Source organism: Aliarcobacter cryaerophilus ATCC 43158 (genome assembly GCF_003660105.1).
Lineage (GTDB): Bacteria > Campylobacterota > Campylobacteria > Campylobacterales > Arcobacteraceae > Aliarcobacter > Aliarcobacter cryaerophilus.
In genome coordinates this window covers 1,068,948-1,094,081 of the sequence record NZ_CP032823.1, presented here as the reverse complement: position 1 = coordinate 1,094,081, position 25,134 = coordinate 1,068,948, and the positions used below count along the sequence as shown (strand labels likewise).

The 25,134-nt window shown below is 27.7% G+C and carries 26 protein-coding genes; 10 read left to right on the top strand and 16 right to left on the bottom strand.

Annotated features, from left to right (window positions below):
• Window positions 1-10 precede the first annotated feature (10 nt).
• The 3 genes from ACRYA_RS05465 to mobB are packed head-to-tail and all read right to left on the bottom strand — an operon-like array spanning window position 11 to window position 1,547.
• Window positions 11-214, bottom strand: coding sequence for a hypothetical protein (locus ACRYA_RS05465; protein ID WP_105917285.1), 204 nt, complete (start codon window positions 212-214; stop codon window positions 11-13).
• Window positions 207-1,049: a class 1 fructose-bisphosphatase gene (locus tag ACRYA_RS05460; protein WP_105917283.1), complete on the bottom strand. Its 843-nt coding sequence runs from the start codon at window positions 1,047-1,049 to the stop codon at window positions 207-209. Before ACRYA_RS05460 ends, ACRYA_RS05465 begins: the two co-directional genes overlap by 8 nt.
• The gene (gene mobB, locus ACRYA_RS05455) at window positions 1,050-1,547 is read right to left on the bottom strand and encodes a molybdopterin-guanine dinucleotide biosynthesis protein B (protein ID WP_105917281.1); all 498 of its coding nucleotides are present in this window, start codon (window positions 1,545-1,547) and stop codon (window positions 1,050-1,052) included.
• Between the two features lie 102 nt (window positions 1,548-1,649).
• On the opposite strand from mobB, the gene ACRYA_RS05450 reads away from it, so the two are divergent.
• Window positions 1,650-2,129: a hypothetical protein gene (locus ACRYA_RS05450; protein ID WP_105917279.1), complete on the top strand. Its 480-nt coding sequence runs from the start codon at window positions 1,650-1,652 to the stop codon at window positions 2,127-2,129.
• Here the strand turns inward: ACRYA_RS05450 and ACRYA_RS05445 are convergent.
• From ACRYA_RS05445 to bamA, 6 genes are read right to left on the bottom strand one after another with little or no spacing between them, the layout of a single operon-like run.
• The gene (locus ACRYA_RS05445) at window positions 2,098-3,759 is read right to left on the bottom strand and encodes a lytic transglycosylase domain-containing protein (RefSeq protein WP_105917278.1); all 1,662 of its coding nucleotides are present in this window, start codon (window positions 3,757-3,759) and stop codon (window positions 2,098-2,100) included. The genes ACRYA_RS05450 and ACRYA_RS05445 overlap by 32 nt on opposite strands.
• A gap of 5 nt (window positions 3,760-3,764) precedes the next feature.
• On the bottom strand, window positions 3,765-4,037 hold the full coding sequence (locus ACRYA_RS05440) for a YggT family protein (RefSeq protein ID WP_105917276.1): 273 nt from the start codon (window positions 4,035-4,037) through the stop codon (window positions 3,765-3,767).
• Window positions 4,034-5,335: a glutamate--tRNA ligase gene (gltX, locus tag ACRYA_RS05435; RefSeq protein WP_105917275.1), complete on the bottom strand. Its 1,302-nt coding sequence runs from the start codon at window positions 5,333-5,335 to the stop codon at window positions 4,034-4,036. The genes ACRYA_RS05440 and gltX overlap by 4 nt, the downstream gene beginning before the upstream one ends.
• Window positions 5,336-5,338: 3 nt before the next feature.
• Entirely contained in the window at window positions 5,339-6,577 is a 1,239-nt protein-coding gene (locus ACRYA_RS05430; RefSeq protein ID WP_228199723.1) for a M16 family metallopeptidase, read from the bottom strand.
• A 55-nt stretch (window positions 6,578-6,632) separates the two neighbouring features.
• Window positions 6,633-7,706 (bottom strand): dehypoxanthine futalosine cyclase, encoded by a 1,074-nt coding sequence (locus tag ACRYA_RS05425; protein WP_105917271.1) that lies wholly within the window; start codon window positions 7,704-7,706, stop codon window positions 6,633-6,635.
• Window positions 7,706-9,955 carry an outer membrane protein assembly factor BamA gene (bamA, locus tag ACRYA_RS05420; protein WP_121443285.1) on the bottom strand — a complete coding sequence of 750 codons (2,250 nt, stop codon included), beginning with the start codon at window positions 9,953-9,955 and terminating at the stop codon, window positions 7,706-7,708. The genes ACRYA_RS05425 and bamA overlap by 1 nt, the downstream gene beginning before the upstream one ends.
• A gap of 104 nt (window positions 9,956-10,059) precedes the next feature.
• Here bamA and ACRYA_RS05415 point away from each other — a divergent pair, with 104 nt between their 5' ends.
• From ACRYA_RS05415 to ACRYA_RS05405, 4 genes are all read left to right on the top strand, one after another.
• Complete coding sequence (locus ACRYA_RS05415) at window positions 10,060-10,890, top strand: prephenate dehydrogenase (protein ID WP_105917267.1); 831 nt, start codon at window positions 10,060-10,062, stop codon at window positions 10,888-10,890.
• Window positions 10,891-10,960: 70 nt separating this feature from the next.
• On the top strand, window positions 10,961-11,137 hold the full coding sequence (locus tag ACRYA_RS10755) for a hypothetical protein (protein ID WP_165786077.1): 177 nt from the start codon (window positions 10,961-10,963) through the stop codon (window positions 11,135-11,137).
• A gap of 186 nt (window positions 11,138-11,323) precedes the next feature.
• Window positions 11,324-11,905, top strand: coding sequence for a cytochrome C (locus tag ACRYA_RS05410; protein ID WP_105917265.1), 582 nt, complete (start codon window positions 11,324-11,326; stop codon window positions 11,903-11,905).
• Window positions 11,906-11,908: 3 nt separating this feature from the next.
• Window positions 11,909-14,389 carry a molybdopterin guanine dinucleotide-containing S/N-oxide reductase gene (locus ACRYA_RS05405; RefSeq protein ID WP_105917263.1) on the top strand — a complete coding sequence of 827 codons (2,481 nt, stop codon included), beginning with the start codon at window positions 11,909-11,911 and terminating at the stop codon, window positions 14,387-14,389.
• 56 nt (window positions 14,390-14,445) lie between these two features.
• On the opposite strand, the gene selB is transcribed toward ACRYA_RS05405, so the two are convergent.
• From selB to ACRYA_RS05385, 3 genes are all read right to left on the bottom strand, one after another.
• Window positions 14,446-16,275, bottom strand: a complete 1,830-nt coding sequence (selB, locus tag ACRYA_RS05400; RefSeq protein WP_105917261.1) for a selenocysteine-specific translation elongation factor — start codon at window positions 16,273-16,275, stop codon at window positions 14,446-14,448.
• Window positions 16,268-17,617, bottom strand: a complete 1,350-nt coding sequence (gene selA / locus ACRYA_RS05395; RefSeq protein ID WP_105917259.1) for an L-seryl-tRNA(Sec) selenium transferase — start codon at window positions 17,615-17,617, stop codon at window positions 16,268-16,270. The genes selB and selA overlap by 8 nt, the downstream gene beginning before the upstream one ends.
• 177 nt (window positions 17,618-17,794) lie before the next feature.
• A complete protein-coding gene (locus tag ACRYA_RS05385) occupies window positions 17,795-18,799 on the bottom strand; it encodes a phospholipase A (RefSeq protein ID WP_105917257.1) in 1,005 nt (334 codons plus the stop codon).
• Between the two features lie 105 nt (window positions 18,800-18,904).
• Here ACRYA_RS05385 and rpe point away from each other — a divergent pair, with 105 nt between their 5' ends.
• The 3 genes from rpe to ACRYA_RS05370 are packed head-to-tail and all read left to right on the top strand — an operon-like array spanning window position 18,905 to window position 20,967.
• A complete protein-coding gene (gene rpe, locus ACRYA_RS05380; protein WP_105917255.1) occupies window positions 18,905-19,546 on the top strand; it encodes a ribulose-phosphate 3-epimerase in 642 nt (213 codons plus the stop codon).
• 16 nt (window positions 19,547-19,562) lie between these two features.
• On the top strand, window positions 19,563-20,156 hold the full coding sequence (locus ACRYA_RS05375; protein WP_105917253.1) for a phosphoribosylanthranilate isomerase: 594 nt from the start codon (window positions 19,563-19,565) through the stop codon (window positions 20,154-20,156).
• Window positions 20,143-20,967 (top strand): 3'-5' exonuclease, encoded by an 825-nt coding sequence (locus tag ACRYA_RS05370; RefSeq protein ID WP_105917251.1) that lies wholly within the window; start codon window positions 20,143-20,145, stop codon window positions 20,965-20,967. The genes ACRYA_RS05375 and ACRYA_RS05370 overlap by 14 nt, the downstream gene beginning before the upstream one ends.
• A 27-nt stretch (window positions 20,968-20,994) precedes the next feature.
• Here ACRYA_RS05370 and ACRYA_RS05365 read toward each other — a convergent pair whose 3' ends face one another.
• From ACRYA_RS05365 to ACRYA_RS05350, 4 genes are read right to left on the bottom strand one after another with little or no spacing between them, the layout of a single operon-like run.
• On the bottom strand, window positions 20,995-21,561 hold the full coding sequence (locus ACRYA_RS05365) for a 2-oxoacid:acceptor oxidoreductase family protein (RefSeq protein WP_105917249.1): 567 nt from the start codon (window positions 21,559-21,561) through the stop codon (window positions 20,995-20,997).
• A gap of 9 nt (window positions 21,562-21,570) precedes the next feature.
• Entirely contained in the window at window positions 21,571-22,404 is an 834-nt protein-coding gene (locus tag ACRYA_RS05360) for a 2-oxoglutarate ferredoxin oxidoreductase subunit beta (RefSeq protein ID WP_105917247.1), read from the bottom strand.
• Window position 22,405: 1 nt separating this feature from the next.
• On the bottom strand, window positions 22,406-23,536 hold the full coding sequence (locus tag ACRYA_RS05355) for a 2-oxoglutarate synthase subunit alpha (RefSeq protein ID WP_105917245.1): 1,131 nt from the start codon (window positions 23,534-23,536) through the stop codon (window positions 22,406-22,408).
• A 2-nt stretch (window positions 23,537-23,538) separates the two neighbouring features.
• Window positions 23,539-23,868 carry a 4Fe-4S binding protein gene (locus ACRYA_RS05350; RefSeq protein ID WP_105915171.1) on the bottom strand — a complete coding sequence of 110 codons (330 nt, stop codon included), beginning with the start codon at window positions 23,866-23,868 and terminating at the stop codon, window positions 23,539-23,541.
• A gap of 141 nt (window positions 23,869-24,009) precedes the next feature.
• Here ACRYA_RS05350 and ACRYA_RS05345 point away from each other — a divergent pair, with 141 nt between their 5' ends.
• Complete coding sequence (locus ACRYA_RS05345) at window positions 24,010-24,726, top strand: tRNA1(Val) (adenine(37)-N6)-methyltransferase (RefSeq protein WP_105917243.1); 717 nt, start codon at window positions 24,010-24,012, stop codon at window positions 24,724-24,726.
• On the top strand, window positions 24,719-25,102 hold the full coding sequence (locus ACRYA_RS05340) for a YkgJ family cysteine cluster protein (protein ID WP_105917241.1): 384 nt from the start codon (window positions 24,719-24,721) through the stop codon (window positions 25,100-25,102). The genes ACRYA_RS05345 and ACRYA_RS05340 overlap by 8 nt, the downstream gene beginning before the upstream one ends.
• Window positions 25,103-25,134: the final 32 nt, after the last annotated feature.

Genomic DNA, 25,134 nt, shown 5'->3' with positions numbered 1-25,134 from the left:
CCTTTTTTTCTTAAAATTCAAATCCACCGCTTGAGCCTTTATTCATTGACTCATAAACAGTTATAACATATCTTTTTCTTAAAACACACTCAAAAAATTCACTACAAGGTTTACAAGAGTTTAGATTTTTTGAGTTTTGGCAAGAGTTTAGATCTTTTAAAATATCTTCAAGCTTCTCTTCCCATTTGTCTAAACTTTTATTTTCATTAGACATTTTTACTATAAACTTCCAAAACTCTATTTATTTCAACATTTGAGCCAAAGAAACAAGCAGTTGTATCGTGAATATGAGTCGTAGCTACTTCTAAAACTCTTTTTTGTCCATCTATCGCACCACCACCAGCTTTTTCAAAAGCTAAAGCAAATGGAAAAACTTCAAAAAGTTGTCTTAATTTTCCTTTTGGTCTATCAGTAGTTCCTGGATAAGAGAAAAGTCCACCACCTTTTAGTAAAATTTGGTGTAAATCAGGAACCATTCCACCGCTGTATCTTAGTCTATAACCATCATTAAAAATATCATCGATTAGTTTCTTATGAAAAGGTGCCCAGCAGTTTTGAGTAGATCCTGGAGCATTAAGTTTTCCTTTTTCGTTGAGTTTAATATTTTGAATAAACTTAAACTCACCATTTAAAAGTCTATACATTTTTACATCATTTGTAGTTATTACCATCTCAACTCTAGGTCCAAAAACTACATAAACAGAAGCTATTATATTTTTTGCATTGAACTCATTTTTATATATTCCATAAATTGAACCAACACTTAAGTTTACATCAACCAAAGATGAACCATCTAGTGGATCATAAGCTATTAAATATTCACCATTTTCATTTATATTTTTTATACTATCTTGCTCTTCACTAACTATTGCTTTTACACTTGAAAGTTTTGAAAAAATTTCTTCAATAATCTCATCACTTTGAATATCTAACTTAAGTTGAGTATCTCCTGTGCTATTTTCACTTTGAGATTTTCCAGTATCACCTGTTTCTATTAGGTGTTTTATTTTTATACTTGCTTGCTCTATAGCTTTTATTATTTCTTGCATCTATACCCTTTTTGCATTTTTATCTATCCACTGTATAATTTCAAGTGGGTTATTTAAATCTAAAATATCAAGACTTTTTGGAATATCTTTTTTATCTATAGTATCATCAATAGCCAAAGCATTTGAAAGCTCAAAATAGCTATCGTCTAGCTTATTTCTAAAAATAGAAATTCTAGGAAGTTCCAAAGTTTTAAGTCCTTCAACTAGTAGATAATCAAAATCATCAAAAATAGATATTAACTCATCAATAGTTGAAGTATCTTTTTTAAATATAGTTGTTTTATTAGGGCTTACAACTGCAACATCAGCTCCTGTTTGTGAGAATTTAAAAGAATCTTTTCCTTCTCTATCAAACATTGCTTTATCTTTTGGATCATGTTTTATTATACATACTTTGAATTTGTTATCTTGTAAAATACTTGCAACTTTTACAATTACTGTTGTTTTACCACTATTTGATGGTCCTGAAAATGCTACTATTAATTTTTTTTTATTCATAGTTCGGATTTTATCCAAAGAATTGTTAAACTCTATTTATGTAAAAATATATTTTAAAGTGTAGTTTTTGTATAATCTTTACCTTATATATGAGGAGTTTCTATGAAAAAAGGTTTATTCTTAATCGCTATTTCACTTTTGTTTGTATCTTGTACACCAAAAAATAGTGCATTTAGATATTTTGATAAAGGTGATATTGAGACAAATGCAGTTAGAAATACAAAAAAAGCTGATATTATAAAAAATGATGCTGTAGAAGTTACATTTATGGCAACATACTTAAATAAATTTGATCCAAAAATAAGCCAAAAAGAAGAGAATTTTTTGGTTTATATCTATTTTCCAAATCTAGAAGAGCAGATAGATTTTGCTAAAAATGGATATGAACTTCTTTTAAATGGGAAAACTCCAACTTCTATTGAAAAATTAGATAGAGATGATAAAAAATATGAAGATATGATGCTTAGAAACTTCTGGGGAAACTACTATTTAGTAAAATTTAATAATCAAGAGTTAGTACAAAATTTAAATATTGCTTTAAAACCAAAATCTAGTGATGCCACACTAAATTTTGAAAAATAGAAGATAGTGAGATTTTATTCTCGCTATTTAAATAGTTGTTATATATATAAAAATTAGCTAAAACTTTTTTTCCATACTCTCTTGTTTCGTTATATGAAATCATTTCCATACTTAAAAATGGTTCAAACTCTGATTTATCTTTAAACAAACCTTTTTGCAATTGACTTCTAGCATATCCAGCTCCACCGTTATAAGCATATGCTATAAAAAGAGGATTACTATCAAATTGTTTAATTAATGAGTCAAGATGAAAACTTGCATATTGTATATTTTTTTCAGGTAAAAATTGATCATAAATATTGTAATCATCACCTAACTTACTTGCGATATCTTTTGATAAAAATGGCATGATTTGCATTATTCCCATAGCACTTGAAAATGAGATTGAAGATGGAATGAATCGACTTTCTTGTTTTGCAATAGAGTAGATTAAAACTTTTTTATATATTCCATAATTTTCTAATAAATCTTCATAAGGAGTTATAAAATATTGATTTCTAAATCTATTATATCTTTCGAGAATAAAAGCTAAATGTGGTTCCATATTTTTTTGAGTAAAAAGATTTGAGTATTTTTCCATCTTTGCATCATCTAAACTTTTTTTGCTATCTTCTGTAACTTCTAACCAGCTAAAAGCATCATAAATATCATAAGAACTAGGTTTCATCTGCATATCTATTTTGAAAACTAGATTATCTGGAACTATATTTAAAAGCTCCTTTGCATATAAAGAGTATATATTTGCTTCAAAGCTTTTTGCTAATTCTTCAAGATAAAGAGTATTTTTTGATAGTAAATATAGCCAAAAGATTGCTCTATCTTTATCTCCTCTTAAAAGTGCTATATCATACGAGTTTTCAAAAAACTGCTTTGCACTTTCTAATTTACGATTATTTACAGCATTTATACCTAATAAAAATTGAAGATTTGTTGTTAGCATCTTTTCAGTTTTTAGATTGTCAAGAGATTTTTGTATATTATTTAATTTTTTATCATATACAGCTGTTCTTAGAAATTTTTCAAAATCTTTATGTATAGCAATTTTATGCAAAAAAGTTGGATTTATATAGTGATTTAAGTATTTATATCTATATGAATCACTAACTTCAAAAAAAATTTCCAAAAATTTATCGCTAGAGCTAGTTATAAGCTTTTTGAAAATATCATTTGAAGATATAAGCATAAGATTATTTTTTAAAGTAGGGTAAGTATCTAGTTTTGATATAAAAAAAGCAAGATCATCTTTTGATAAATCAGATGCTTTTTTAAGTGATGCTAAACCAAGAGCAATACATCTTGAATCGCTACTTTTAAGCTCTAAAATAGAAGCGTTATAACAAAACCTATCTTCTGGAGATATTTTTTCATTAAATTTTTGTTTAAAAGTTTTATCAAGAAGAGCATTTCTACCATTTCTCATATCGTAAGCTTTTTTTGCATTTTCATAACTTAACTCTTCATCTTGAAGATATTGTAATATAAAAAAATCTTTAGCACTTGATTTTGGCTTTTCTGCAAGCCATTCAAAAGTTATTTTAAAATCTTTTTGCATAAAATCAGTATTTATACTATTTGCAAAAAGATTTAGACTAAGCGTAAATAAAAGAGAAAACTTAAATATTTTTAACATAATTTCTATAAAAGAACTTTTTGTAAAAATGTCTCTAAAAATATAAGAGCAAAAATCAAAATAAGTGGAGCTAAATCCATTCCTCCAAAAGTTGTTGGAATATATTGCCTCATTTTTGCATAAACAGGCTCTGTTAATCTATAAAGCATTTGAACAATTGGATTATATGGATCTGGTCTAACCCAAGTTAAAAGTGCTGAAATAATAACAATCCACTTGTAAAGAAAAATAACAGTGAAAAAAATAGTTAAAAATGAGCTAAGAAGTGCATCTATCATTTTGTAATCTCCCCAATATAGTTTTTAATAAATGGATAAATATCTGTTAAATTTGGTCCATTTTCAACACCTGTAAGAATATATCTTAATGGTTTAAATAGATTTTTACCCTTAAGTCCTGTTTTTTCTACAACATAATCTTTCAAATCATCATAATTTTCAAAGTATGGTGCAATTTTTAAAGCCTCTTTAATATTTTTACTCTCTTGTTCAAAACCTTCAAGTGTAGATTTGTGAGTAAAAATATTATTTAGTTTTGCTTTTATATCATTTAGTGTACTTGCCTCTTCTAAGTATAGTTTTGCTAATTTTCCAATATCATTATCAGCAAATCCTAAAATTTTTGATAGTCTCATTTCATCTAGTAGTTCTATATGTTTTCTATTTATAAATCTTAATTTATCAATATCAAACTTTGCTCCACTTTTTGAAACATTTTCTATTTTAAACCATGAAATTGCCTCTTCTAGAGTAAAAATCTCTGTTGGAGTTTTATTTCCCATAAGTACGAGATAGTTTGCAATAGCGCTTGGTAGAAATCCTTCATCAATTAGCCATTTTACACTACTTGCATCATCTCTTTTACTCATTTTTTTACCAGTTTGTGCATTTAAAATAATTGGTAGATGAACATATTTTATCTCTTTTTCATACCCTAAACTCTCTCTTATATGTATCTGCTTTGGAGTATTTGAAACATGATCTTCTCCTCTGATTACCATAGATATATCCATTAGCATATCATCAACACTACAAGCATAGTTATATGTTGGAGTTTTATCTTGTCGTAAAATAATAAAACTATCAACATCAAAAGGAGCATAATCAAAATCACCTTTTAGTAAATCAGTAAATTTTATATTATGTTCTGGCTTTTTAAGTCTTACTGTAAAAGGTGCATTTGTATTTAAAACAGTTTCATCACTTAGAGTTTCACAAAAACCGTCATATCTAAAAGCAATGCCTTTTTTTATACTCTCTTCTTTTAGCTCAAGAAGCTTATCATCACTACAAAAACAAGCAAATGCTTTTTTTTGAGTAAGAAGCTGAAGAGCTATTTTTTGATGATACTTTAGATTTTCACTTTGATAAAAAACACTTTGGTATTCAATAGAGAAAAGATTTAAAATCTCTAAAATCTCTTTATCTTTTCCTTCAATATTTCTCTCTTTATCTGTATCTTCAATTCTTATAATAAGCCCTTCATTTAACTGTTTTGATACAATATAGTTGAAAATTGCAACTCGCAAATTTCCTATATGCATATCTCCTGTTGGGCTTGGTGCAAATCTTAGCATAAACTATTTCCTTACAATAAAAAATGTTAAATTATTTAACTCAGTATGAGTTTTTATATAGTTGTTTAAATCTTCTAAACTTAAATTTTGTATCTTTTCTAATTCAAGTTTTGGATAATCAAGACTTAATCCTTTAAAATCTAGCATAAATGCTCTATTTAATCTTTGAGCTAAAGTTTCAGTTCTTAGTGGTTCACTTCCTAAAAGGAAATTTTTTGCAGCATCAAGTTCTTCTTTAGTTACTCCATTTTTTACAAAATCATCAACTAAACTTTTTACAATACTAATAGCTTCATTAGCACTCTCATTTTTTGTTTGTAAATATCCACTAAAGCTTGAGTAAAGTCTATTTATTCCAATAGTTCCATAAGCACTGTATGCTAAACCTCTTTTTACTCTTATCTCTTCCATTAATCTTGAACCAAATCCTGAACCACCTAAAATAAATGAAGCAACTTTTGCTTTGTAGTTCTCTTCATCTTGAGCTTTTGCATTGAAATTTGAACCAAAATAGATATATGCTTGTTCTGTTTGTTTTAAAAGCTCTTTTTCTTCTTTTTTAGATACAAACTCTATTTTTTTATTATCTTCTTTTTCTCCAACTTTTAGCTCTTTTAAAAGAGGTTTTAAAGCATTTTCTAACTCAATAAAGCTAATATCTCCGCCAGCAACAATAGTTAAATTATTTAAAGTTAAAGATTTTTTTAAAAATTCATCTATATTTTTTAGTTCAATTTTTGAGATAGTTTCTATTGTTCCGCCAGCAGGATTTGCCAAAGCAGTTCCACTATAAAGAAGTGCATTTAAACCTTTACTTGCTACATCATCAAAGTCATTTTCTTTTCTTTTTAAACTTCCAATAGCCAAAGTTTTTACTTTTTCTAATGTATTTTTTGATAAATTTGGAGATTTTAAAAGTTCATCTAAAGATTTCATAGCAAGAGTTGATTTCTCTTTTAAGCTTGAAAGTTCTATTGTAAGAGTTTCAAAACCAACAGCACTATGAATAGTAATAGCATTGTCATCTAAAACTTCAGAAAATTTAATACTTCCTAATTTTTTTGTTCCTTCGTTTAGAACTCTAGCTGATAAGCTAGCAAGTCCTAAATTTTCATTATCTTTTATATATCCAGAATTTTTAAAAATTAATTGTAAATTTAAAATTGGAAGTGATTTTTGCTCTTCAAAAATCACTGGAATATCAACACTATTTATATTTATATGTTTTATTGTTGCACTCATTAAACTTCCTTGTAGTAGTAAAAAAATATATAATATATATCTTGTTTTCATTTTATTAGAATCTTTCTAAGATATTATAAGCAGTGTCTCTTTTTGCTGGAATTTCACCTATATCTTTTATTAATCTTATCATTTCATCTTGATTCATTCTATTAGCAGCACCTGCCGCTTTTACAACATTTTCTTCCATCATAGTACTTCCTAAATCATTTGCTCCAAACTTAAGAGCCATTTGACCAATATATGAGCCTTGAGTAACCCAAGAGCTTTGAAGATTTGCAAAGTTATCTAAATATAGTCTTGAAACTGCTAAAAGCCTTAAATATCTATTTGAAGATTGTGGTTTTATTTCGGGATGTTCTTCCATTAGTTCTGTATTTTCACCTTGAAAACTCCACATAATAAATGCTCTAAATCCACCAGTTTCATCTTGTAATTTTCTTATTAAATCCCAATGCTCAATAATCTCTTCATCTGTTTCAACAGTTCCAAACATCATAGTAGCAGTTGTTTTCATTCCAATAGAGTGTGCAAGTCTATGAACTTCTAACCACTCTTTTGTATCCATTTTTTTTGGAGCAATTATATCTCTTACTCTATCACTTAAAATCTCAGCTCCAGCTCCTGGAATTGAGCTTAATCCTTTTGCTTGAAGTCTTTTTAAAACTTCGAGTATTGAAATTTTTGAAACTTTTGCTATAAAATCTATTTCAATAGATGAAAAGCCGTGAATAGTTATTTGTGGGTATTTTGTATGAATATGGTTTACAAGTTCTTCATAATAATCAATTTTCAAATTTGGATGAACTCCACCTTGAAAAAGAATTTGAGTTCCACCAATTGCTAAAAGTTCTTCTATTTTTTCATCAATTTCATCAAATTTTAAAACATAACTATCATTATCTTTTTTGTGTCTATAAAAAGCACAAAACTTGCAATCAACCCAACACACATTTGTATAGTTTATATTTCTATCAACTATAAAAGTTGTTAGTTTTTCACTATGAAGCTCATCTTTTTTTTCACTTGCCATCTTTGCTAAATCTAGCAAAGATGCATTTTTTATTAAATTAAGTGCATCTTCTTTGCTTAATCTTTTTTTTAAATCAAGCTCTACTTTTTTTGTCATTAGAAACTTGTTCCAAAAGAGAACTCAAAGCTTGATTTATCATCACCTGGTTTATCACCAATTGGTTTAGCAAATATTAATTGTAAAGGACCCATCGGAGAAATCCACTCTAGTAATGCTCCTGTACCTGATCTTGTAACTTCACTAAAACTATTTTGACCAATCATACCATAATCATAAAATAGTCCCCATCTCATTTTTGCACTAGGAACTAATGGGAAACTAATTTCTGCTTGGTTTGACCACATTTTTTCATAAGGATCTTGATAATATCCAGATTCATTATTTGGGAAAGCATAAGATTTATATCCTCTTAAAGTTTTTGGACCACCTAGATATAAAGAGTCTCCTTGATTTATTTGACCATTGTCAATTAACATTTTTGCTTGAGTTTTAAATCTTAAAATCCAATCAAGTTCTGTTAAATCTTCTAAAGAGTAGAAATATCTAAAATTAACCCCAGGTTTAATATATTTTGAGTCTCCACCAACTCCTGCATACTCAACAGAAGCTCCAGCTTTTATACCAGCTGTTGGAAAATAGAAATCATTTGTACTATCATAGTTTAAATATGGAGTAATAGAGCTATTTGTATAGTCTTGATCTGTATATAGTCTTTTTCCAGCAGGTGCTGTAAATCCACTTTGGTAATTATAAACTTCGCTTATAAAATCAAGTCCATATCTAGCACCAACATAAGTATTTCTTACGACTTCTTTTCCAGCTGCAAGAGAGAAACTTTTTGTTTTTACATCTGAATCATAGTGACTTCTTCTATATTCAATCTTTGTTGAGTGAGCTTCAACTTCACCATTATAGTCACTATCGTTTATAGCAGGATTTTTAAGAGCTATTTCATATCTATTTGATCTTTTTGATAAATCACCACTTAAAGATAGAGTAAGACCACTTCCAAATATATTTGTATCGCTAACAGAACCATTAATCATTAATTTATCATAAGAACCGTATCCTCCACCTAGCATAATACTTCCAGTTGGTGCTTCTGTTACTTTTACAGATAAATCCATTTTATCTTCACTTATTCTTTTTTCTTCAATTTGAACATCTTCAAAGAAACTAGATCTTTTTAACTTACTTTTTGCATCTTTTAAATCTGTAAGATTATACATGTCTCCAGGTGCTAAATATACATCTCTTCTTACAACTCTATCAAGAGTTCTTGCATTTCCAGATATTTTTACATCATTTATATATACTTGTTGCCCTGGAACAATACTAAACACAACATCAACTCTATGTTCAGCTTCATTTTTCTTTAAATCAAATTTAACTTCAGCATAAGCATAACCTTTATCAGCAACTAAAGTTCTAATATACTCTTGATCATCTCTTAATTTTTTAATATTAAATGTTCTATCAACTTTTAGTTTTAACTCTGAATAAATCTCTTCTGGATCTACGATTGAAGAGTCCAAAAATATTTTTATATCATTTGTAGTATATTTTTCACCCTCTTTAACAAAGAAGTCTAGTTTTGCTTGATTTGAAGCAAAATCAATATCTAAAAATGGTTCTTTTATATCTGCATCTAAGTAACCTTTTTCAAAATACAAGTCATTTATTCTTCTCGCATCATATTTTAGTTGATCAATTTTCATTTCACCATCACTTTGACCAAACCACCAAGAAGCAAACTCTTTTTCTTTATTTGCAGTAACTTTTTTAAAGTCACTTCCATCTAGTTCGTTAGCACCGTGATATTTTGCTTCTCTTATGATAATCTCATCACCTTTATTTACATTAAAAGTAAGTTTTATAGAAGAATCACTTAATTTTTCTGTTTCAACTTCAACAACAGAGTTGATAAAACCTTCACTAGATAACATTCCTAAAAGTTGATCCTTTGCCTCTTTAACTCTTTTTTCACTATACATAGAACCTTTGTTTAGTTTTAAGACTTTTTTAATAGCATCAGTATCTTCACTTCTAGTTTTGTAACCTTTTATATCAACATTTGCAATTGATGGTTTCTCTTTAAAAATAATTTTTAGATTTCCATTGTCATTATCTATTATAATATCATCAAAGTAACCATAGCTATAAAATTTTATTAATGCTTCATTTAGCTTGTTACTATCTAAACTATCACCAGTTCTCATTCCCAAAGTTTCTTCTAAAACTTGCGGTGATACTTTACTTACATTTAAGTATTCAATAGATTTAATGCTACTTGCACTTAAAACAGTAGCACAAGCTAAAGATAAAAGAGTTATTCGATTTTTCACAAATGTCCTTGTTTTCAAAATAAAGCAATAATATACCTAAAAATAGTTTATATAAATCTAAAGTAAGCTATAATTTTGTCAAAATTATTTAAAAAAGGTTAAATTTGAACATTGGAATTATTGGTTTAGGACTTATGGGCGGTTCTTTGGCAAAGGCTGTTAAAAGATATGGTATTTCAAAAAAAGTTTATGGATTTACAAATAGTGAAAAAAACAAAAAAGAGATAGAAGAGTTAGGACTTGTTGATGAACTTGTTGATTTAGAAACTTTAAAAAAAGTTTCAGATGTTATTATCTTGTCTATTCCTGTTGATGCTATTATTTCTATGTTTCCTAATTTTTTGGATATTGATGATAAAACAACTATTATAGATATGGGTTCAACTAAAGAGTATATTGTAAAAAACATTCCCGCAAAAATTAGAAAGAATTTTGTAGCAGCACACCCAATGACTGGAACAGAGAAAAATGGTCCAAAAGCTGCTATTGACAATTTATATGAGGGAAAAACAGTTGTTTTGTGTGATTTAGAAGATAATGCAAATATTCATGTTAATAAAGCTTTTAAGATTTTTCAAGAAATAGGTATGAGAATTGTGGTTATGAATAGCCATGAACATGATGTAAATGCTTGTTATATATCACATTTACCTCATTTAATCTCATTTTCACTAGCAAATACTGTTATGAGCCATCAAAATCCAAAAGAGATTATTGCACTTGCTGCTGGAGGATTTAAAGATATGAGTAGAATCGCAAAATCAAGCCCAAGAATGTGGGGAGATATTTTTAAGCAAAATAGACAAAATATGCTTGAAAGTATTAAATCTTTTGAAGATCAAATGAATGAAGCCAAAAAAATGATTGAGGATGAGAGATATGAAGAGCTAGAAGATTGGATGAAAAAAGCAAATAGCTTACATGAAATTTTATAAGCTTTGATATGTATCATCAAATGAATAAAAAAGATTATATATAATCTTTTTTATTCAAAAAAGGATAGCTATGTTTAATTGGTTATTTACAAAAAAAGAGAAAAGAAAAAGAGAAAAAACTTATGTTTGTAAACATTGTAAACTAACATGTGAAACTTGTACTACAATGTTTTGTTACTCCTGCTACTCAAATCCTGGAAATCCATGTCCAAGATGTAAAAAAACAAATCTTATGGAAAAAGAGTAGTTACTTTTTATACTTAAGAATATGTTACTTGATTTTATAATCTCTTTAAATTTATTTAAATTTTAAATTATATATTTCTATTAAACTTAAATCACAATATCTTTTAATTTTGTGTTTACTAATTAATTTTTTAAGAGTATAATCAAAATGATATGTATTAATAAGATGTATATAGGAGGAGTATCGATGAACAAGTATGTTATATTTGCTTTAGTTTTTATAACTACAAGCTTATTTTCAAGTGATGATTGGTATGTAAGTTCTGTAAAGAATTTATATGAAAATTCAAAAAGTAGTGATATTAAAGGAAGGCTTTTACCTACTTCAAAAATAGAAGTTTTGGATGAAATTGATGGTAGGTATAAAGTTAAAATTACAGGTTTTGCTAAAGATAAAGAGGAGTTTGCTTTATATTATACTTACTCAAATAGAATCTTAGTTGCTGGCTTATCAAAAAATAGTAATTTTGATGTAGTTTCTTCGAAAAAAATTGAAGTTAAAGATTTTGGAAACTTTAAAAAATTAGAAATAATAGCGTTTGTTGATAAAGATAATCTTACAAAAGATTTAAACTCTTTATATACAAAAGCAGATGAATTATATAAAAATAATTGTGGAATTTGCCATAGTGCTCATGATAAGAAAGAGTTTACAGCAAATCTTTGGCCAAGTGTTATGAAGTCAATGCTTAGTAGAACTGCCATTACAAAAGAAGAGAACTATTTGGTTGTTCAATACTTACAAAAACATGCAAAAGATATGGAGTAAAATATGAAAAATATAGATAAAAAAAGAAGAAATTTTTTTAAAGTAGCACTTTTATTTGCTGCTGTTCCTTTTGTTGATGTTGTATCAAGCAGATCAAATCTTTTAGCTTCTACAGTATCAAACTTTTCTACAACTTTATTAAAAGATGGAGAAATTTTAACGGCTGCTCACTGGGGTATGTTGAAACTTACATTAAAAGATGGAAAAATTATAAAATCAGAGCCATATCAAAAAACATCTGATATTTATAACTCTTTACAGTACTACACACAAGATTTAGTTTATGCCAAAGATAGAATAAAGTATCCAATGGTTAGAAAATCTTATTTAGAAAATCCAAATAATTCAAAACGAGAATTAAGAGGAAAAGATGAGTGGGTAAAAGTATCTTATGAAGAAGCTATTAAATTAATATCAACTGAGCTTAAAAAAACAAAAAATGAAAGAGGTGCTGAAGGTATTTTCGCTGGAAGTTATGGTTGGAAAAGTAGTGGAAATATGCATAACTCAAGAGTTTTATTACATAGATTTATGAATAGTATTGGTGGATTTACAGGTTCTTTGGGTGATTATTCAACTGGTGCTGCACAAGTTATTATGCCTCATGTATTAGGTACAATTGAAGTTTATGAACAACAAACTTCATGGCCTATTGTTTTAGAAAATTCAAAAGTTATAGTAATTTGGGGTGCTAACTTAATGCGTACTTTAAAAATCTCTTGGACTTCAACAGATGAGCAGGGATTTAAATATCTTCAAGAACTTAAAAAATTAAATAAAAAAATCATATGTATAGATCCTGAAAAAAATGAAACTTGTACATATTTAAATGCAAAATGGGTACCAATAATTCCAGGAACAGACGTAGCATTTATGATTGGTATGGCATATCATTTATTAGAGACAAATAACTATGATAAAAACTTTTTAGATGAATATACAGATGGATTTGATAAATTTAGAGATTATATTCTAGGAAAAGAAGATAATATTGTAAAAAATACTAAATGGGCTTCAAAAATTTGTGGAATAGATGAACAAACTATAAAAGAGTTAGCACTTTTAATGTATGAAAATAGAACAATGATTATGGCTGGTTGGGGAATACAAAGGGCTCAATATGGAGAACAAACTCACTGGATGATAGTAACTTTAGCTTCAATGTTAGGTCAAATTGGTCTTCCTGGTGGTGGTTTTGGATTCTCTTATCATTATTCAAATGGTGGTGCGCCAACTACAAAAGGTGGAAAGATAGGTGGAATAACTTCAACTATTAGTTCTACACAAAATACAGGTGGTTCTTCTTGGCTTGAAAAAACTGCAAAATTCTCTTTTCCTGTTGCTAGAATTGCCGATGCTTTATTAAATCCTGGTAAGGTAATAGATCATAACGGAAGTAAAGTAACTTATCCTGATATTGATTTTATTTATTGGGTAGGTGGAAATCCATTGGTTCACCATCAAGATACAAATAATTTAGTAAAAGCTTTTAGAAAACCAAAAACTATTGTTGTAAATGAAATTTTTTGGACTCCAACAGCTAGAATGGCTGATATTGTAATGCCAGTAACTACAAGTTATGAAAGAGATGATATTACAATGACTGGGGATTACTCAAATTTAAATATTGTTCCAATGAAACAAGCAGTAGAAAAGCAAAATGAAGCAAAAGATGATTATGAAATATTTTGTGATTTAGCAAAAGAGTTCGGAGTTTTTGAAGAGTATTCACAAAATAAAACAGTATTTGAATGGATAAAAGGATTTTATAATCAAGCTTATAGTCAAATGGAAAAAGCAGGGACAAAAATTCCTAATTTTGAAGATTTTTGGAAAGAAAATAAACCTATAACTTTTGAAGTTTCTCAAGAAAATAGTGAATTTGTAAGATATTCTGATTTTAGAGAAGATCCAATATTAGAACCTTTAGGAACACCTTCTGGTAAAATTGAAATATATTCAAAAAAAATAGAATCTATGAATTATGATGATTGTAAAGCTCATCCATCTTGGTTTGAACCGGATGAGTGGTTGGGAATGAAGAATAAAGATGCAGAGTTTGCTTTAATTACTTCTCATCCAAATCATAGACTACATTCTCAATTAAACAACACAAGCTTAAGAGATAAGTATGCAGTTTCAAATAGAGAACCAATTTTTATACACACAAAAGATGCAAAGGCTAAGGGTATAAAAAATGGAGATATTGTAAGAGTTTACAATAAACGAGGTGAAATATTAGCTGGAGCTGTTATTACAGATGATATTAGAAGGGGTGTTGTAAGAGTTGATGAAGGTGCTTGGTACGATCCTCTTGAAAGAGGAAAACTAGGAACAATTTGTTTAAATGGAAATGTTAATGTTCTTACAAAAGATATACCAACTTCAAAACTAGCAAATGGAAATAGCTCAAATACTGCTTTGGTAAATATTGAAAAATATACAAAAAAAGCCAAAGATATTTCTATTTTCAAACAGCCTTAATAAGTTTTTATAAAGCCTTCTGGCTTTATAAAAACTCTAGATTAATAATTTATTTATTATAAAAAAACTCTTCTATTTTCAACTTTTTTGATATCGCTAAAATTATCTAAATAATCTAAATAGCAAACAAGATATTTTCTACTTAAATCAAATCTTTGTTTAAAGTTAAAAATCTCTATAAAACCATCTTGTTTTATAATCTCTCTCATTGATTTTATAATCTTATTTAAACTTTGGCTATGAATAAAAAGATTGTGTTGAAGTCTTATTACATCTTTTTTTGCAGTAAGTGATTTTAAAATATCATCTCCAAGTTTTCTATCTATATCTAAATCATCATAAATATTGTATGGAGCTGTTGGAGTTATATCTTCTATTTTTAATCTATTTAAAAATATATTTTCAAGCTCTTTTGTAATATCTTCTTTGATATTTGCATTTTTATAAAGTTGTCCCTCTTTTACTAAAAAACTATTTTGTACTAAATCATCTAAAGCACTATTGATAAACTCAATACTAGCCCAAGGAACTCTTAAATTTATAGATGAGCTTGAAAGTAGGGCATAAGAGTTTTTTGTATAGATATTTTTTATAAATTCAACTATTTCATCTTTTGTTTTTATTGGATAAATAACTAACTCTTTTTTATCCACAAAAACATCTTCAAGAGTATTCGCAAACTCTAAAGACTCTTCATGACTTAGAGCAAATCTTTGAGTTGAAGATACAACTCCTAAACCTCTTTTGTGAGCTTCTAAAAGTATTTTAAAACCATTTTTAAAATCTCTTTTATAAAGATTTTTAAGAAGCTCTCTTTTTTGATTTTTATTCATTGGATCATAAATAGGATTTAAAATAACTCCACCACAAATAGTATCATTTGCACTTCTTAAAATAACTTTTTCACCAAAAACAGTAAATATTTTTTCATTCATTTTTAATATTGCAAAACCATCTTCTAGTGATGTTAAAGAGTCAAAAAGTAAAACTTTTGCATCTATTTTTTTAGCTCCAATAAACAAAGTATATGTTTGATTGTGATTTAGTTTTTTATTTTTTAAACACTTAAAAGAGATGTCAACAGTATCAAAACCTCTTAAAAAACCTTTTTTTGTAATAATATCTCCTCTTTGTAAAGAGTTTATATCAACTGAAGATAGATTTAGTGCAGCTCTTGAAGATATATTTGCTTCTATTGCATTTTGATTATGTACTTGAATATTTTTTATTTTTGTCTCTTTTTGCAAATGAGGAATAAAAACTTTCTCTTCAAGCTCAATTTTTTTACCTAAAACTGTCCCTGTTACAACTGTTCCACTACCTTTTACACTAAAAACTCTATCAACATAAAATCTAAAAAAGTTCTCAGGAGTTTTTGTACTATTTGAGATTGTAAATAGGCTATTTTTTAAATCTTCAATAGATTTTTCATCATAAATTGATACAGCTTTTATAAATTTGATATTAAATTCAAATTCATCTAAAAACTCTACAATTTTTGACTCTTGTTCTTTTAGTGTTTGTTCATCTACTAAATCTTTTTTTGTAATTACTAAAATAAGATTTTTTATTCCCAAAAGTGATAAAATCTCAATATGCTCAATAGTTTGAGGCATAAGTCCCTCTTTAGCACTAACAACAAGCATTACATAATCAAAACCAAAAGCTCCTGCAATCATATTTTTTATAAGTTTTTCATGACCTGGAACATCAATAAATGCAATATTTCTCTCAGCTCTTGTAAGATTTGAGAAGCTTAAATCTATTGTTATTCCTCTTTGTTTCTCTTCGTTTGTATTATCACCTTCAAAACCATTTAAAGAACGAATTAGTGCAGTTTTTCCATGGTCAATATGACCAGCAGTTCCAATTATAATATTAGACATTTTTAAACTCTTTTTTTAAGATATTTTCAATAGTAGGTATATCTTTTTCTTGAATAGTTCTAAAATCAAGTAATACTTTGTCATTTTCAATTCTACTTATAATTTGATTTTTTCTTAATATTTTTTCTATTTCATTTGCTTTTAGTTTTTTATACTCAAGGCTTAAAGCAATAGTTGGTATTTTTTTGTTTGGAGTTGTTCCTCCACCAACCATTGTTGAGCTTTTTATAACTTCACATTTTATAAAATCATCTATATTTAATTTTAAAAAATTAGCTCTTTGTTCTAAAACTTCAAGTTTGGTATTTAGCATTTTTAGAGTTGGGATTTTATCTAACTCATTTTTTAAATAGATATTAAGACTCTCTTCAAGAAGTGCAAGAGTTATTTTATCAACTCTTAGCATTCTTAAGAGTTGATTTTTTTTAAGTTGTGATATTAACTCTTTTTTTCCAACTATTATTCCAGCTTGAACACTTCCTAAAAGTTTATCTCCTGAAAAACTAAGCAAACTTGGATTTGATTTCATAAGCTCAACTATAGATGGCTCATTTTTGCTTAAGTTAAAAGGTAAATCAAAAATATGTCCACTTCCCATATCAAAATAATCTATCAAGCCATTTTTTTGTGCTAATTTTGATATATCTTCAAAGCTAACTTCACTTGAAAACCCTTCAATACTATAGTTTGATTTATGAACTTTCATTAGCATTGAACTATTTTCATTTATTGCATTTTCATAATCTCTTAGGTGAGTTTTATTTGTAGTTCCAATCTCTTTTAATATAGCTCCACTTTGAACCATAACTTCAGGAACTCTAAAACTTCCACCAATCTCTACAAGCTCTCCACGACTAACAACAGCCTCTTTATTTTTGCAAAATGTGTTAAGGATTAGAAAAACAGCACTTGCATTGTTGTTTACAACCAAAGCATCTTCACAATTTATTAATGCTTGAAGAGATTTTGTGATATGCTCATATCTCTCTCCTCTTTTTCCCTCTTCTAAACTATATTCAAGATTGTTATAAGATGTTGCAATAGCTATTGCATTTTGAAACAAGCTTTCATCAAGCAAACTTCTTCCTAAGTTTGTATGCACAATAATTCCAGTTGCATTTATAACTGGTTTTAAAGATGAAGATGTAAGATTTTTGTATGAGTTTAAAACATTTGAAATAAGAGTTTGTTCATCAAAATTTTCTATATTTTTATTTAATATTTCAACTCTTAGATTTTCTAAAACTTCTTTTGTGATTTTTGTTATTAAAGTTTTTGATAATCCTTCAAAAGCTTTGTTTGTGATAAACTTATCAACCTTTGGAATGGATTTTAGTAACATTACTTGCCTTTTTATAGTATTTTAAAGATATATATTATACTATTTTAATCTTTATGGAGAGTTTGTGTATCTGGTGAGCACCACAGGCTTCAACCCTGATTGACGGTTTTTGTGTAAACGCCGTGAGAGGTTCGATTCCTCTACTCTCTCGCCATAAATATAGATATTAAATAATGCTTATCTAGAAAAAGTAAGCCCAATACCAATATTTGTTATTTCTCTATCATAATCTATTAAACTATGACCATATCCATGGAAAATTTGAAAAATACCATAGCTATTTTTTGAAGATATAAAATCTGGAAGTGGAAAAGTATAGTTAAATTCAGCCGCTCCTTTGTTTGATTTGTTTAATCTTAAGTTATCTCTTAAAAGAAGTTCAAAAGTTTGTTGACCATAAGCATATAAAAATGAAATATCTCCGTAACCATAGTATTTATAAAAATCTTTCATATCATCATCTTTACTTCTTTCAGGAATTTTATACCAAACTTTTGGAGATATAAAAAGATTGTTAAATTGAAAAAAAGTTTGTAAATATGCTCTATTTAAAGACCTTGAATTATCCCCACCTTTTCCATTTGAAGAGTGTAAAAATGCTGTTTTGTAAAGTTTTAGATATTTACCATCATTAGGAATTTGCATAAAAATTTCTGGTTCATAGTTTGTTTCACGAAATGGGGCAGAACTAGATGCAGTTTGCCAAAATGATTTTTGAGTATATGCAATACTTATTGTCTCATTTAAACCAAAAAAGTCATTAGAAATTGGTTTTTCTAAACTGATTTGAAAAGAAGTTTCAAAATTATCTCTATTTGAAATATTATTAAAAGTGTAAGTTGCTGGTAAAAAATAGTTCTTTTTATAAGGATATATACCAAAATCTTTTGTAACTAGTTGCTCTAAATTACTATTTGTCTCTTTATCTTCAGACTTATCTATATTTTTTTCAAAAAACTCTTTTTTTGGTTCTTTTTTAATCTCTTTTGCTATTAAATCTTCATTTTTATCTACAAAATAATTTTTAAAACTCTCATTTGCTATTTTTTTATACAAAAGCATTGCAGATTTGTAATCTCCACTATCTTCTAGCTCTTTAGCTTCTTTATAAATAGAGTTAAAATCTTGGGCAAAACATAAAGACAATGTAGATATAAATAAGATTATTAGTTTTTTATTCAATTTTTTCCTTAAAATAAATTACATTTTACTCTAAAATTTATTTATACTATCTAAAAGCGATAAAGTGATATAATTTTTCTCAATTTTTATAAAAAAAGGTAAAAAATGCTTGTAGCTCCCTCAATATTATCAGCTGATTTTGGAAACTTAGAAAAAGAGATAAAAAGTATTTGTGAAGCTGGTTGTGATTTGGTGCATGTAGATGTTATGGATGGATATTTTGTACCAAATTTGACTATTGGTCCAGTTGTTGTTGAGCCTGTAAGTAAAGCTTCTACAAAACCACTTGATATTCATCTTATGGTTGAAAATAACAACTTTTTTGTAGATTTATTTGCTCCATTAAAACCAAAATATCTATCATTTCATATTGAGAGTGAAAAGCATCCTCATAGACTTATTCAAAAAATAAGAAATTTAGGAATAAGTCCAGCCATTACTTTAAATCCACATACTAAAGTTGAAGATATTGAGTATTTAATTGAAGATTTAGATATGGTTTTATTAATGTCAGTAAATCCAGGCTTTGGTGGACAAAAATTTATTCCAAGTGTAATTGAGAAAGTTAAAAAACTAAAAGAGCTTATAAACAAAAAAAATCCAAATTGCTTAATTGAAGTTGATGGTGGAGTTAGTGATAAAAATATAAAAGATTTAAAAGATGCTGGCGTTGATATTGTTGTTGCTGGGAGTTTTGTTTTTGGAAGTTCTGATTATAAAAAAGCAATAGATAGTCTAAAAGTATAAGATAAGAGTTTCAAATATGAGAGTAAAAATATGTGGTATAACAAATTTAGAAGATGCATTAAATGCTATAAATGCAGGTGCTTCTGCCTTGGGATTTGTGTTTTATAAACCATCTCCTAGATATATTGAACCTCTAATTGCTTTAAGAATAGTTGAAAATTTACCACCTTTTGTACAAACTGTGGGACTTTTTGTAAATGAAACAACAGATTTTATCAATAAAACTTGTAAAAACTCAAAAATGCAACTAGCTCAAATTATAGATGATGAAAATATAGTAGATTTTTTCAAACTAGAAGTTAAATATTTAAAAGTATTAAGAGCAAAAAGTAAAGATGACTTAAAAAATTTAAAAGATGATTATTATTTAGTAGATGCATTTGTAGATGAGTTTGGTGGAGCTGGTAAAAGAGTAGCTTTAGAGTGGTTTAAAGATATAAACTGTTCTAAATTTATACTTGCTGGAGGATTAAGCTCTCAAAACTTAAAAGAGTTAAAAGATTTTAATTTTTTTGGAGTTGATGTAAGTAGTGCAGTAGAAAAACAAAAAGGTAAAAAAGATAATCAAAAAATGATTGATTTTGTGAAAGCTGCAAATGAAATCTCCTAAAAAAAAGTATATTTTAAAACCTCAAAAGCAGACTTTTTTAGATATTGTAAGAAGATTAAAAAAAGAGTCAATTGAGTTTTCTGAATTTTTAGAGCTTTTAGGAAATATAAGTGATAAATTTTATGAAAATAGTGAGTTGGAGTTTGAGTTATTATTGATAAATGGTTTTCCAATAGATATAAAAGATAATTTTGTATTTTTAAAAACAACAGAAACTTCTATACTTGATCAAACTTTTTGTTTTGTTGATATTGAAACAAATGGTGGAAGCCCAAAAAATGGTCATCAAATCATAGAATTAGGAGCAGTTAAGTATAAAAATGGACAAATATTAGATAAATTTGACTCTTTAGTTTTCGCAAAAGAGATCCCAATATTTATTCAAGAAGTTACAAATATAAGCCCAGATATGCTTGAAACTGCACCAAGATTAGAAAAGGTCTTAAAAGAGTTTAAAGAGTTTTTGGGTGATGATGTTTTTGTAGCTCATGATATAAAATTTGATTATAATTTTATATCTGATAGTTTTGAAAAGTATAATTTGGGAAAACTTTTAAATAGAAAAATTTGTACAATAGATTTATCAAAAAGATGTATAAAATCTGAAAAATATGGTCTTAGTACTTTAAAAGAACTTTTAAATATAGATGTACAAAATCACCATAGAGCATATTTTGATGCATTATCAACAGAGATTATTTTTGAAAGATGTTTAGAAAATATAGATTTTAGTAAGATAAAATCTACTGAAGATTTAATAGCCTTTAGTAAATCAAATAATATTTTAAAAATTTCTAAAGAAAATAACTAAGAAGTAAAAACTTCTTAGTTTAAAGTGTTATTTTCTATTATCAGCTTCTTTTGCATACTTATAACCTAAATCATAAGCTTTATTGTTCAAATCATGAAGTTTTGGAGGAATTTTTGAGAGCATTGTACTTCTTAAAACCTCTTTTGGAATAGTTTCTCCTGTAAAGTAATTTGCTATTGCTAACGCTAAAATAGATTGAGTTATTACATTCCCAACTTCTTCTTTTGCAATAGTAATTATTTGTATTTCAATAATATTCCATCTTTTTTTATCTTCTTCACTAGGACGAACTAAATTTGGTTCAATTACTATCGTTGCACCATCTTTTACACCATTTTTAAATAAATCAAAAGATATTTGAGCAACTGAAAGCATAAAATCTATCTCACCATCATTTGCATATGGATAGATAATCTCTTCATCTTGAAGTGTAATATCAACAACAGTTGGTCCACCACGTACCTGTGAAGTATAAGTTGCTGTTTTTAGTCCAAATCCACCATTGCTTATTTTTGCAGCGGCAAAAATTTCACCTGCTAGTAAAACACCTTGTCCTCCAACTCCTGTAAATCTCATTAAAGTTCTATTTGACATATTATTTCCTTAAAGCTCTACCATAGTTTTATTTTTGTGTGCTTCTTTTACTTTTTCATAAGCTTCACAATATTCAAGTGCATTTTCATCTTGTTTTAAAACACCAGTTGGATATTTTCCATCTTTTTGACTCTCTTCTAACATATCAAATTTTGTTTTTGCTAAAGAGATTGAATCAATCCACTCTAAATTTGCTGTTGCACTTGCCATTTTATTTTTTCTTCCTAAATTTACGTGACAATTTGAGAATACTTCTAAATATGAAAATCCTTTATGTTCAAGAGCTTTTACTAAAGTTCTTTCAAGTTTTTTTGGATCAATCATAGTTTCTCTTGCAACAAAAGATGCACCTGCTGCTTCAACTAGTTTACAAGAGTCAAAAGTTGGGTCTATATTTCCTCTTTCCATTGTAGCTGTCCACATACCTTTTGGAGTTGTTGGGCTTGTTTGAGAGTTTGTAAGTCCATAAATGAAGTTATTTATTAAAATATAAGTTAAATCAATATTTCTTCTAGCAGCATGAATTGTATGATTTCCACCAATTGCAAGACCATCTCCATCTCCACCTACAACTATAACCTTTTTATTTGGATTCGCCATTTTTATTCCAGTTGCATAAGGAAGCGTTCTTCCATGAGTTGTATGAACAGTGTTACAATTTATATATGAACTAAATCTCCCAGAACAACCAATTCCTGAAACTACACAAACATCATCCATATTCCAACCTAGTTTATCAATAGCACGAATTAGAGCTTTTAATATAACTCCATCTCCACATCCCCAACACCAAAGTGTTGGCATTTTATCTGTTCTTAAATATTCATCATAGTTAAAAGCCATGTTACATTCCTTTTACTTTTTCTATTATTTCAAGTGGAGAAAGTGGTCTTCCATTTGCTTTTAAAAGAGTATCAAAGTCTCTTCTTCCACTAACTCTTTGTATCTCTTGAGTGTATTGTCCCATGTTTAGCTCCGCAATTAGAACTTTATCAAATTTATTTACAAGTTCATTTATTCTTTTTTCAGGACTTGGCCAAATAGTTTTTGGACTAAACATTCCAGCTTTTATTCCCTCTTTTCTAAGACGATTAATAGCTTCTTTAGCTCCTAATGAAACAGAACCATAAGCAATAATTAAAATGTCAGCATCTTCTATCATATACTCTTCATTTAGTTCAAGTTCATCTGTATGATTTTCAACTTTTTTAAACAATCTATTCATTAGTGCACTACAAGCAACAGCATCTTCTGTTGGATGACCTGTTGGTCCATGATGAAGCCCAGTAAAGTGGTATCTATAACCTTCAAACATAGGATTTAAAGTTGCAGGTTCATCTTGTGCCGCACCATAAGGAAGATAATCTTTTTTATCTCCATCAAATCTTTTTCTATAAACTCTATTTTTTTCTATTTCACTTAAAGATGGAATTAAAACTTTTCCAGCCATATGACCAATAGTTTCATCTAAAAGTACAAAAACAGGTTGCATAAATCTATCTGCTAGATTAAAAGCTCGTACAACTTCTGTATAACACTCACTTAAATTTCCAGGCATTAAAGTAATAGATTTTACATCTCCATGAGTTGGATTTTTTGCTTGTAAAATATCACCTTGCGCAACTCTTGTAGGAAGACCAGTTGATGGTCCTCCTCTCATTACATTTACAACTACAAGAGGAACTTCTGCAATATAACCTAATCCTAGATTTTCAGATTTTAGTGAAATTCCAGGTCCGCTTGATGCAGTCATTGATCTTTTACCGCTCATTGCAGCACCAAGGCTTGCACAAATCCCAGAAATTTCATCTTCCATTTGCATACAAACTCCACCAATTGCAGGTAGTTTTGATGATAATGTATGCATAATTTCACTAGATGGTGTTATTGGATAACCACCAAAAAACTCACATTTTGAATCAATAGCAGCTAATGCTGCTAATTCATTTCCTGTTGATATTAATTCTCTTGACATAATCAAACCTTTTTATCTTCATCTAATATTTTATAACTATTATTTATAATTCTCTCTTGTCTTTGCTTTGCTTCATCACTTAATTTTGAAAACTTATACTCTTTTTTATCAGCGACAAAAATAGCAAAATCAGGGCAAGATAATTCACAATCATTGCATCCAATACATGCTTCAGGATGTACAACAGTTGCCATAGAACCTAAAGTTGAGTGAATATCTTGTCTCATCCCAAGAACTCCAGCTGGACACACAGATACACATCTATCACAGGCTTTACATCTACTCTCATTTACCCATACAGGTGTATTTAAAGGAGCTTCAACATTTGACATAATTTTCCTTTACTAAAATATAATAAAAATTTATAAATTTTATAATTTTGGGAACAATATTACTATAATTTAGCTTATTTTATTAAAAGAAAACTATAAATAATTTAGATATAATGCAAAGATTTTAAAAAAGGAAGTTTTTTGGTACTATATCAACCTCAAAATGGTTATTGTTACAATAGTGATACACATTTTTTATATAGTTTTATTTGTAAATCTTTGGAAAAATATAAAAATATAAGTGGAGAAGTTCTTGATATTGGAAGTGGAAGTGGTATTTTAGGTCTTTTATTTTCAAAGAAATATAGTAAAACAAATCTAAATCAAGTTGAAATTCAATATATTTTTCAGTTTTTTTCAACAAAAAATGCAAAAATAAATAAAATATCTTCAACAATGAACAAAGGCTCATTTCTAGAGCTAGATTTTGATAAAAAGTTTGATATTTGTATATCAAATCCACCATTTTATCATAGTGATGTAATAAAAAGTGAAAAAGAAAATATCAAAATTGCAAGATATAATGATTATATGCCTTTGAGAGATTTTATAAAAAAAGCTTCACAAGTTTTAAAAAATGATGGCAAATTTTTTTTCTGTTATGATTGTAAGCAGTTAACGGATATTATTTTGTATTTAAAAGAGTTTAAATTGAACCTTGAAGCTTTACAATTTGTATATCCAAATGATTTAAAAGATGCAACTTTAGTAATGATTTATGCTAAAAAAGATTCTAAATCTTTAGTGAAAATTTTAAATCCTTTGGTTGTTTTTGATCAAAATAATGAGTTTACAAAAACTGTACAAAATATTTATAAAGAGGCTCAAACACATAGTATAAAGGTTTTATTTGAGTAGTTTAATAAAAAAAAATGGATACAATTTCTCTTTTAATCCTAGTGCTTGCGAGAGTTGTGCTGGGAATTGTTGTATTGGTGAAAGTGGATATATTTGGATAAATATTGTTGAAATAGAAGCTTTATCAAAATATTTAGGACTTACGTTGGATAGTTTTAGAGAAAAATATCTTTTTAAAGTAGGGTATAAATATAGTATAAAAGAGGTAGAATTACTAAATAATAGTTTTGCTTGCTGTTTTTTTGATTTAGAAAAAAGAAAATGCTCTATTTATGATTATAGACCAACACAGTGTAGGACTTTTCCATTTTGGGAATATTTTAAAAATAATGAAAAAGAGGTATATAAAGAGTGCCCAGCCATAAAAAATATTTAATAATATTAGTAGCTTTAAGTTTTTTTGTTTCT

Coding starts and splice junctions, on each gene's coding strand:
- ACRYA_RS05360 (WP_105917247.1), bottom strand. CDS start 22,404: ATGGCTTTTAACTATGATGAATATTTAAGAACAGATAAAATGCCAACA.
- mobB (WP_105917281.1), bottom strand. CDS start 1,547: ATGAATAAAAAAAAATTAATAGTAGCATTTTCAGGACCATCAAATAGT.
- ACRYA_RS05350 (WP_105915171.1), bottom strand. CDS start 23,868: ATGTCAAATGTTGAAGCTCCTTTAAATACACCTGTATGGGTAAATGAG.
- ACRYA_RS05405 (WP_105917263.1), top strand. CDS start 11,909: ATGAAAAATATAGATAAAAAAAGAAGAAATTTTTTTAAAGTAGCACTT.
- ACRYA_RS05460 (WP_105917283.1), bottom strand. CDS start 1,049: ATGCAAGAAATAATAAAAGCTATAGAGCAAGCAAGTATAAAAATAAAA.
- gltX (WP_105917275.1), bottom strand. CDS start 5,335: ATGCTAAGATTTGCACCAAGCCCAACAGGAGATATGCATATAGGAAAT.
- ACRYA_RS05425 (WP_105917271.1), bottom strand. CDS start 7,706: ATGACAAAAAAAGTAGAGCTTGATTTAAAAAAAAGATTAAGCAAAGAA.
- ACRYA_RS05465 (WP_105917285.1), bottom strand. CDS start 214: ATGTCTAATGAAAATAAAAGTTTAGACAAATGGGAAGAGAAGCTTGAA.
- ACRYA_RS10755 (WP_165786077.1), top strand. CDS start 10,961: ATGTTTAATTGGTTATTTACAAAAAAAGAGAAAAGAAAAAGAGAAAAA.
- selB (WP_105917261.1), bottom strand. CDS start 16,275: ATGTCTAATATTATAATTGGAACTGCTGGTCATATTGACCATGGAAAA.
- ACRYA_RS05355 (WP_105917245.1), bottom strand. CDS start 23,536: ATGTCAAGAGAATTAATATCAACAGGAAATGAATTAGCAGCATTAGCT.
- ACRYA_RS05445 (WP_105917278.1), bottom strand. CDS start 3,759: ATGTTAAAAATATTTAAGTTTTCTCTTTTATTTACGCTTAGTCTAAAT.
- selA (WP_105917259.1), bottom strand. CDS start 17,617: ATGTTACTAAAATCCATTCCAAAGGTTGATAAGTTTATCACAAACAAA.
- ACRYA_RS05375 (WP_105917253.1), top strand. CDS start 19,563: ATGAGAGTAAAAATATGTGGTATAACAAATTTAGAAGATGCATTAAAT.
- ACRYA_RS05365 (WP_105917249.1), bottom strand. CDS start 21,561: ATGTCAAATAGAACTTTAATGAGATTTACAGGAGTTGGAGGACAAGGT.
- rpe (WP_105917255.1), top strand. CDS start 18,905: ATGCTTGTAGCTCCCTCAATATTATCAGCTGATTTTGGAAACTTAGAA.
- ACRYA_RS05430 (WP_228199723.1), bottom strand. CDS start 6,577: ATGAGTGCAACAATAAAACATATAAATATAAATAGTGTTGATATTCCA.
- ACRYA_RS05410 (WP_105917265.1), top strand. CDS start 11,324: ATGAACAAGTATGTTATATTTGCTTTAGTTTTTATAACTACAAGCTTA.
- ACRYA_RS05370 (WP_105917251.1), top strand. CDS start 20,143: ATGAAATCTCCTAAAAAAAAGTATATTTTAAAACCTCAAAAGCAGACT.
- ACRYA_RS05450 (WP_105917279.1), top strand. CDS start 1,650: ATGAAAAAAGGTTTATTCTTAATCGCTATTTCACTTTTGTTTGTATCT.
- ACRYA_RS05440 (WP_105917276.1), bottom strand. CDS start 4,037: ATGATAGATGCACTTCTTAGCTCATTTTTAACTATTTTTTTCACTGTT.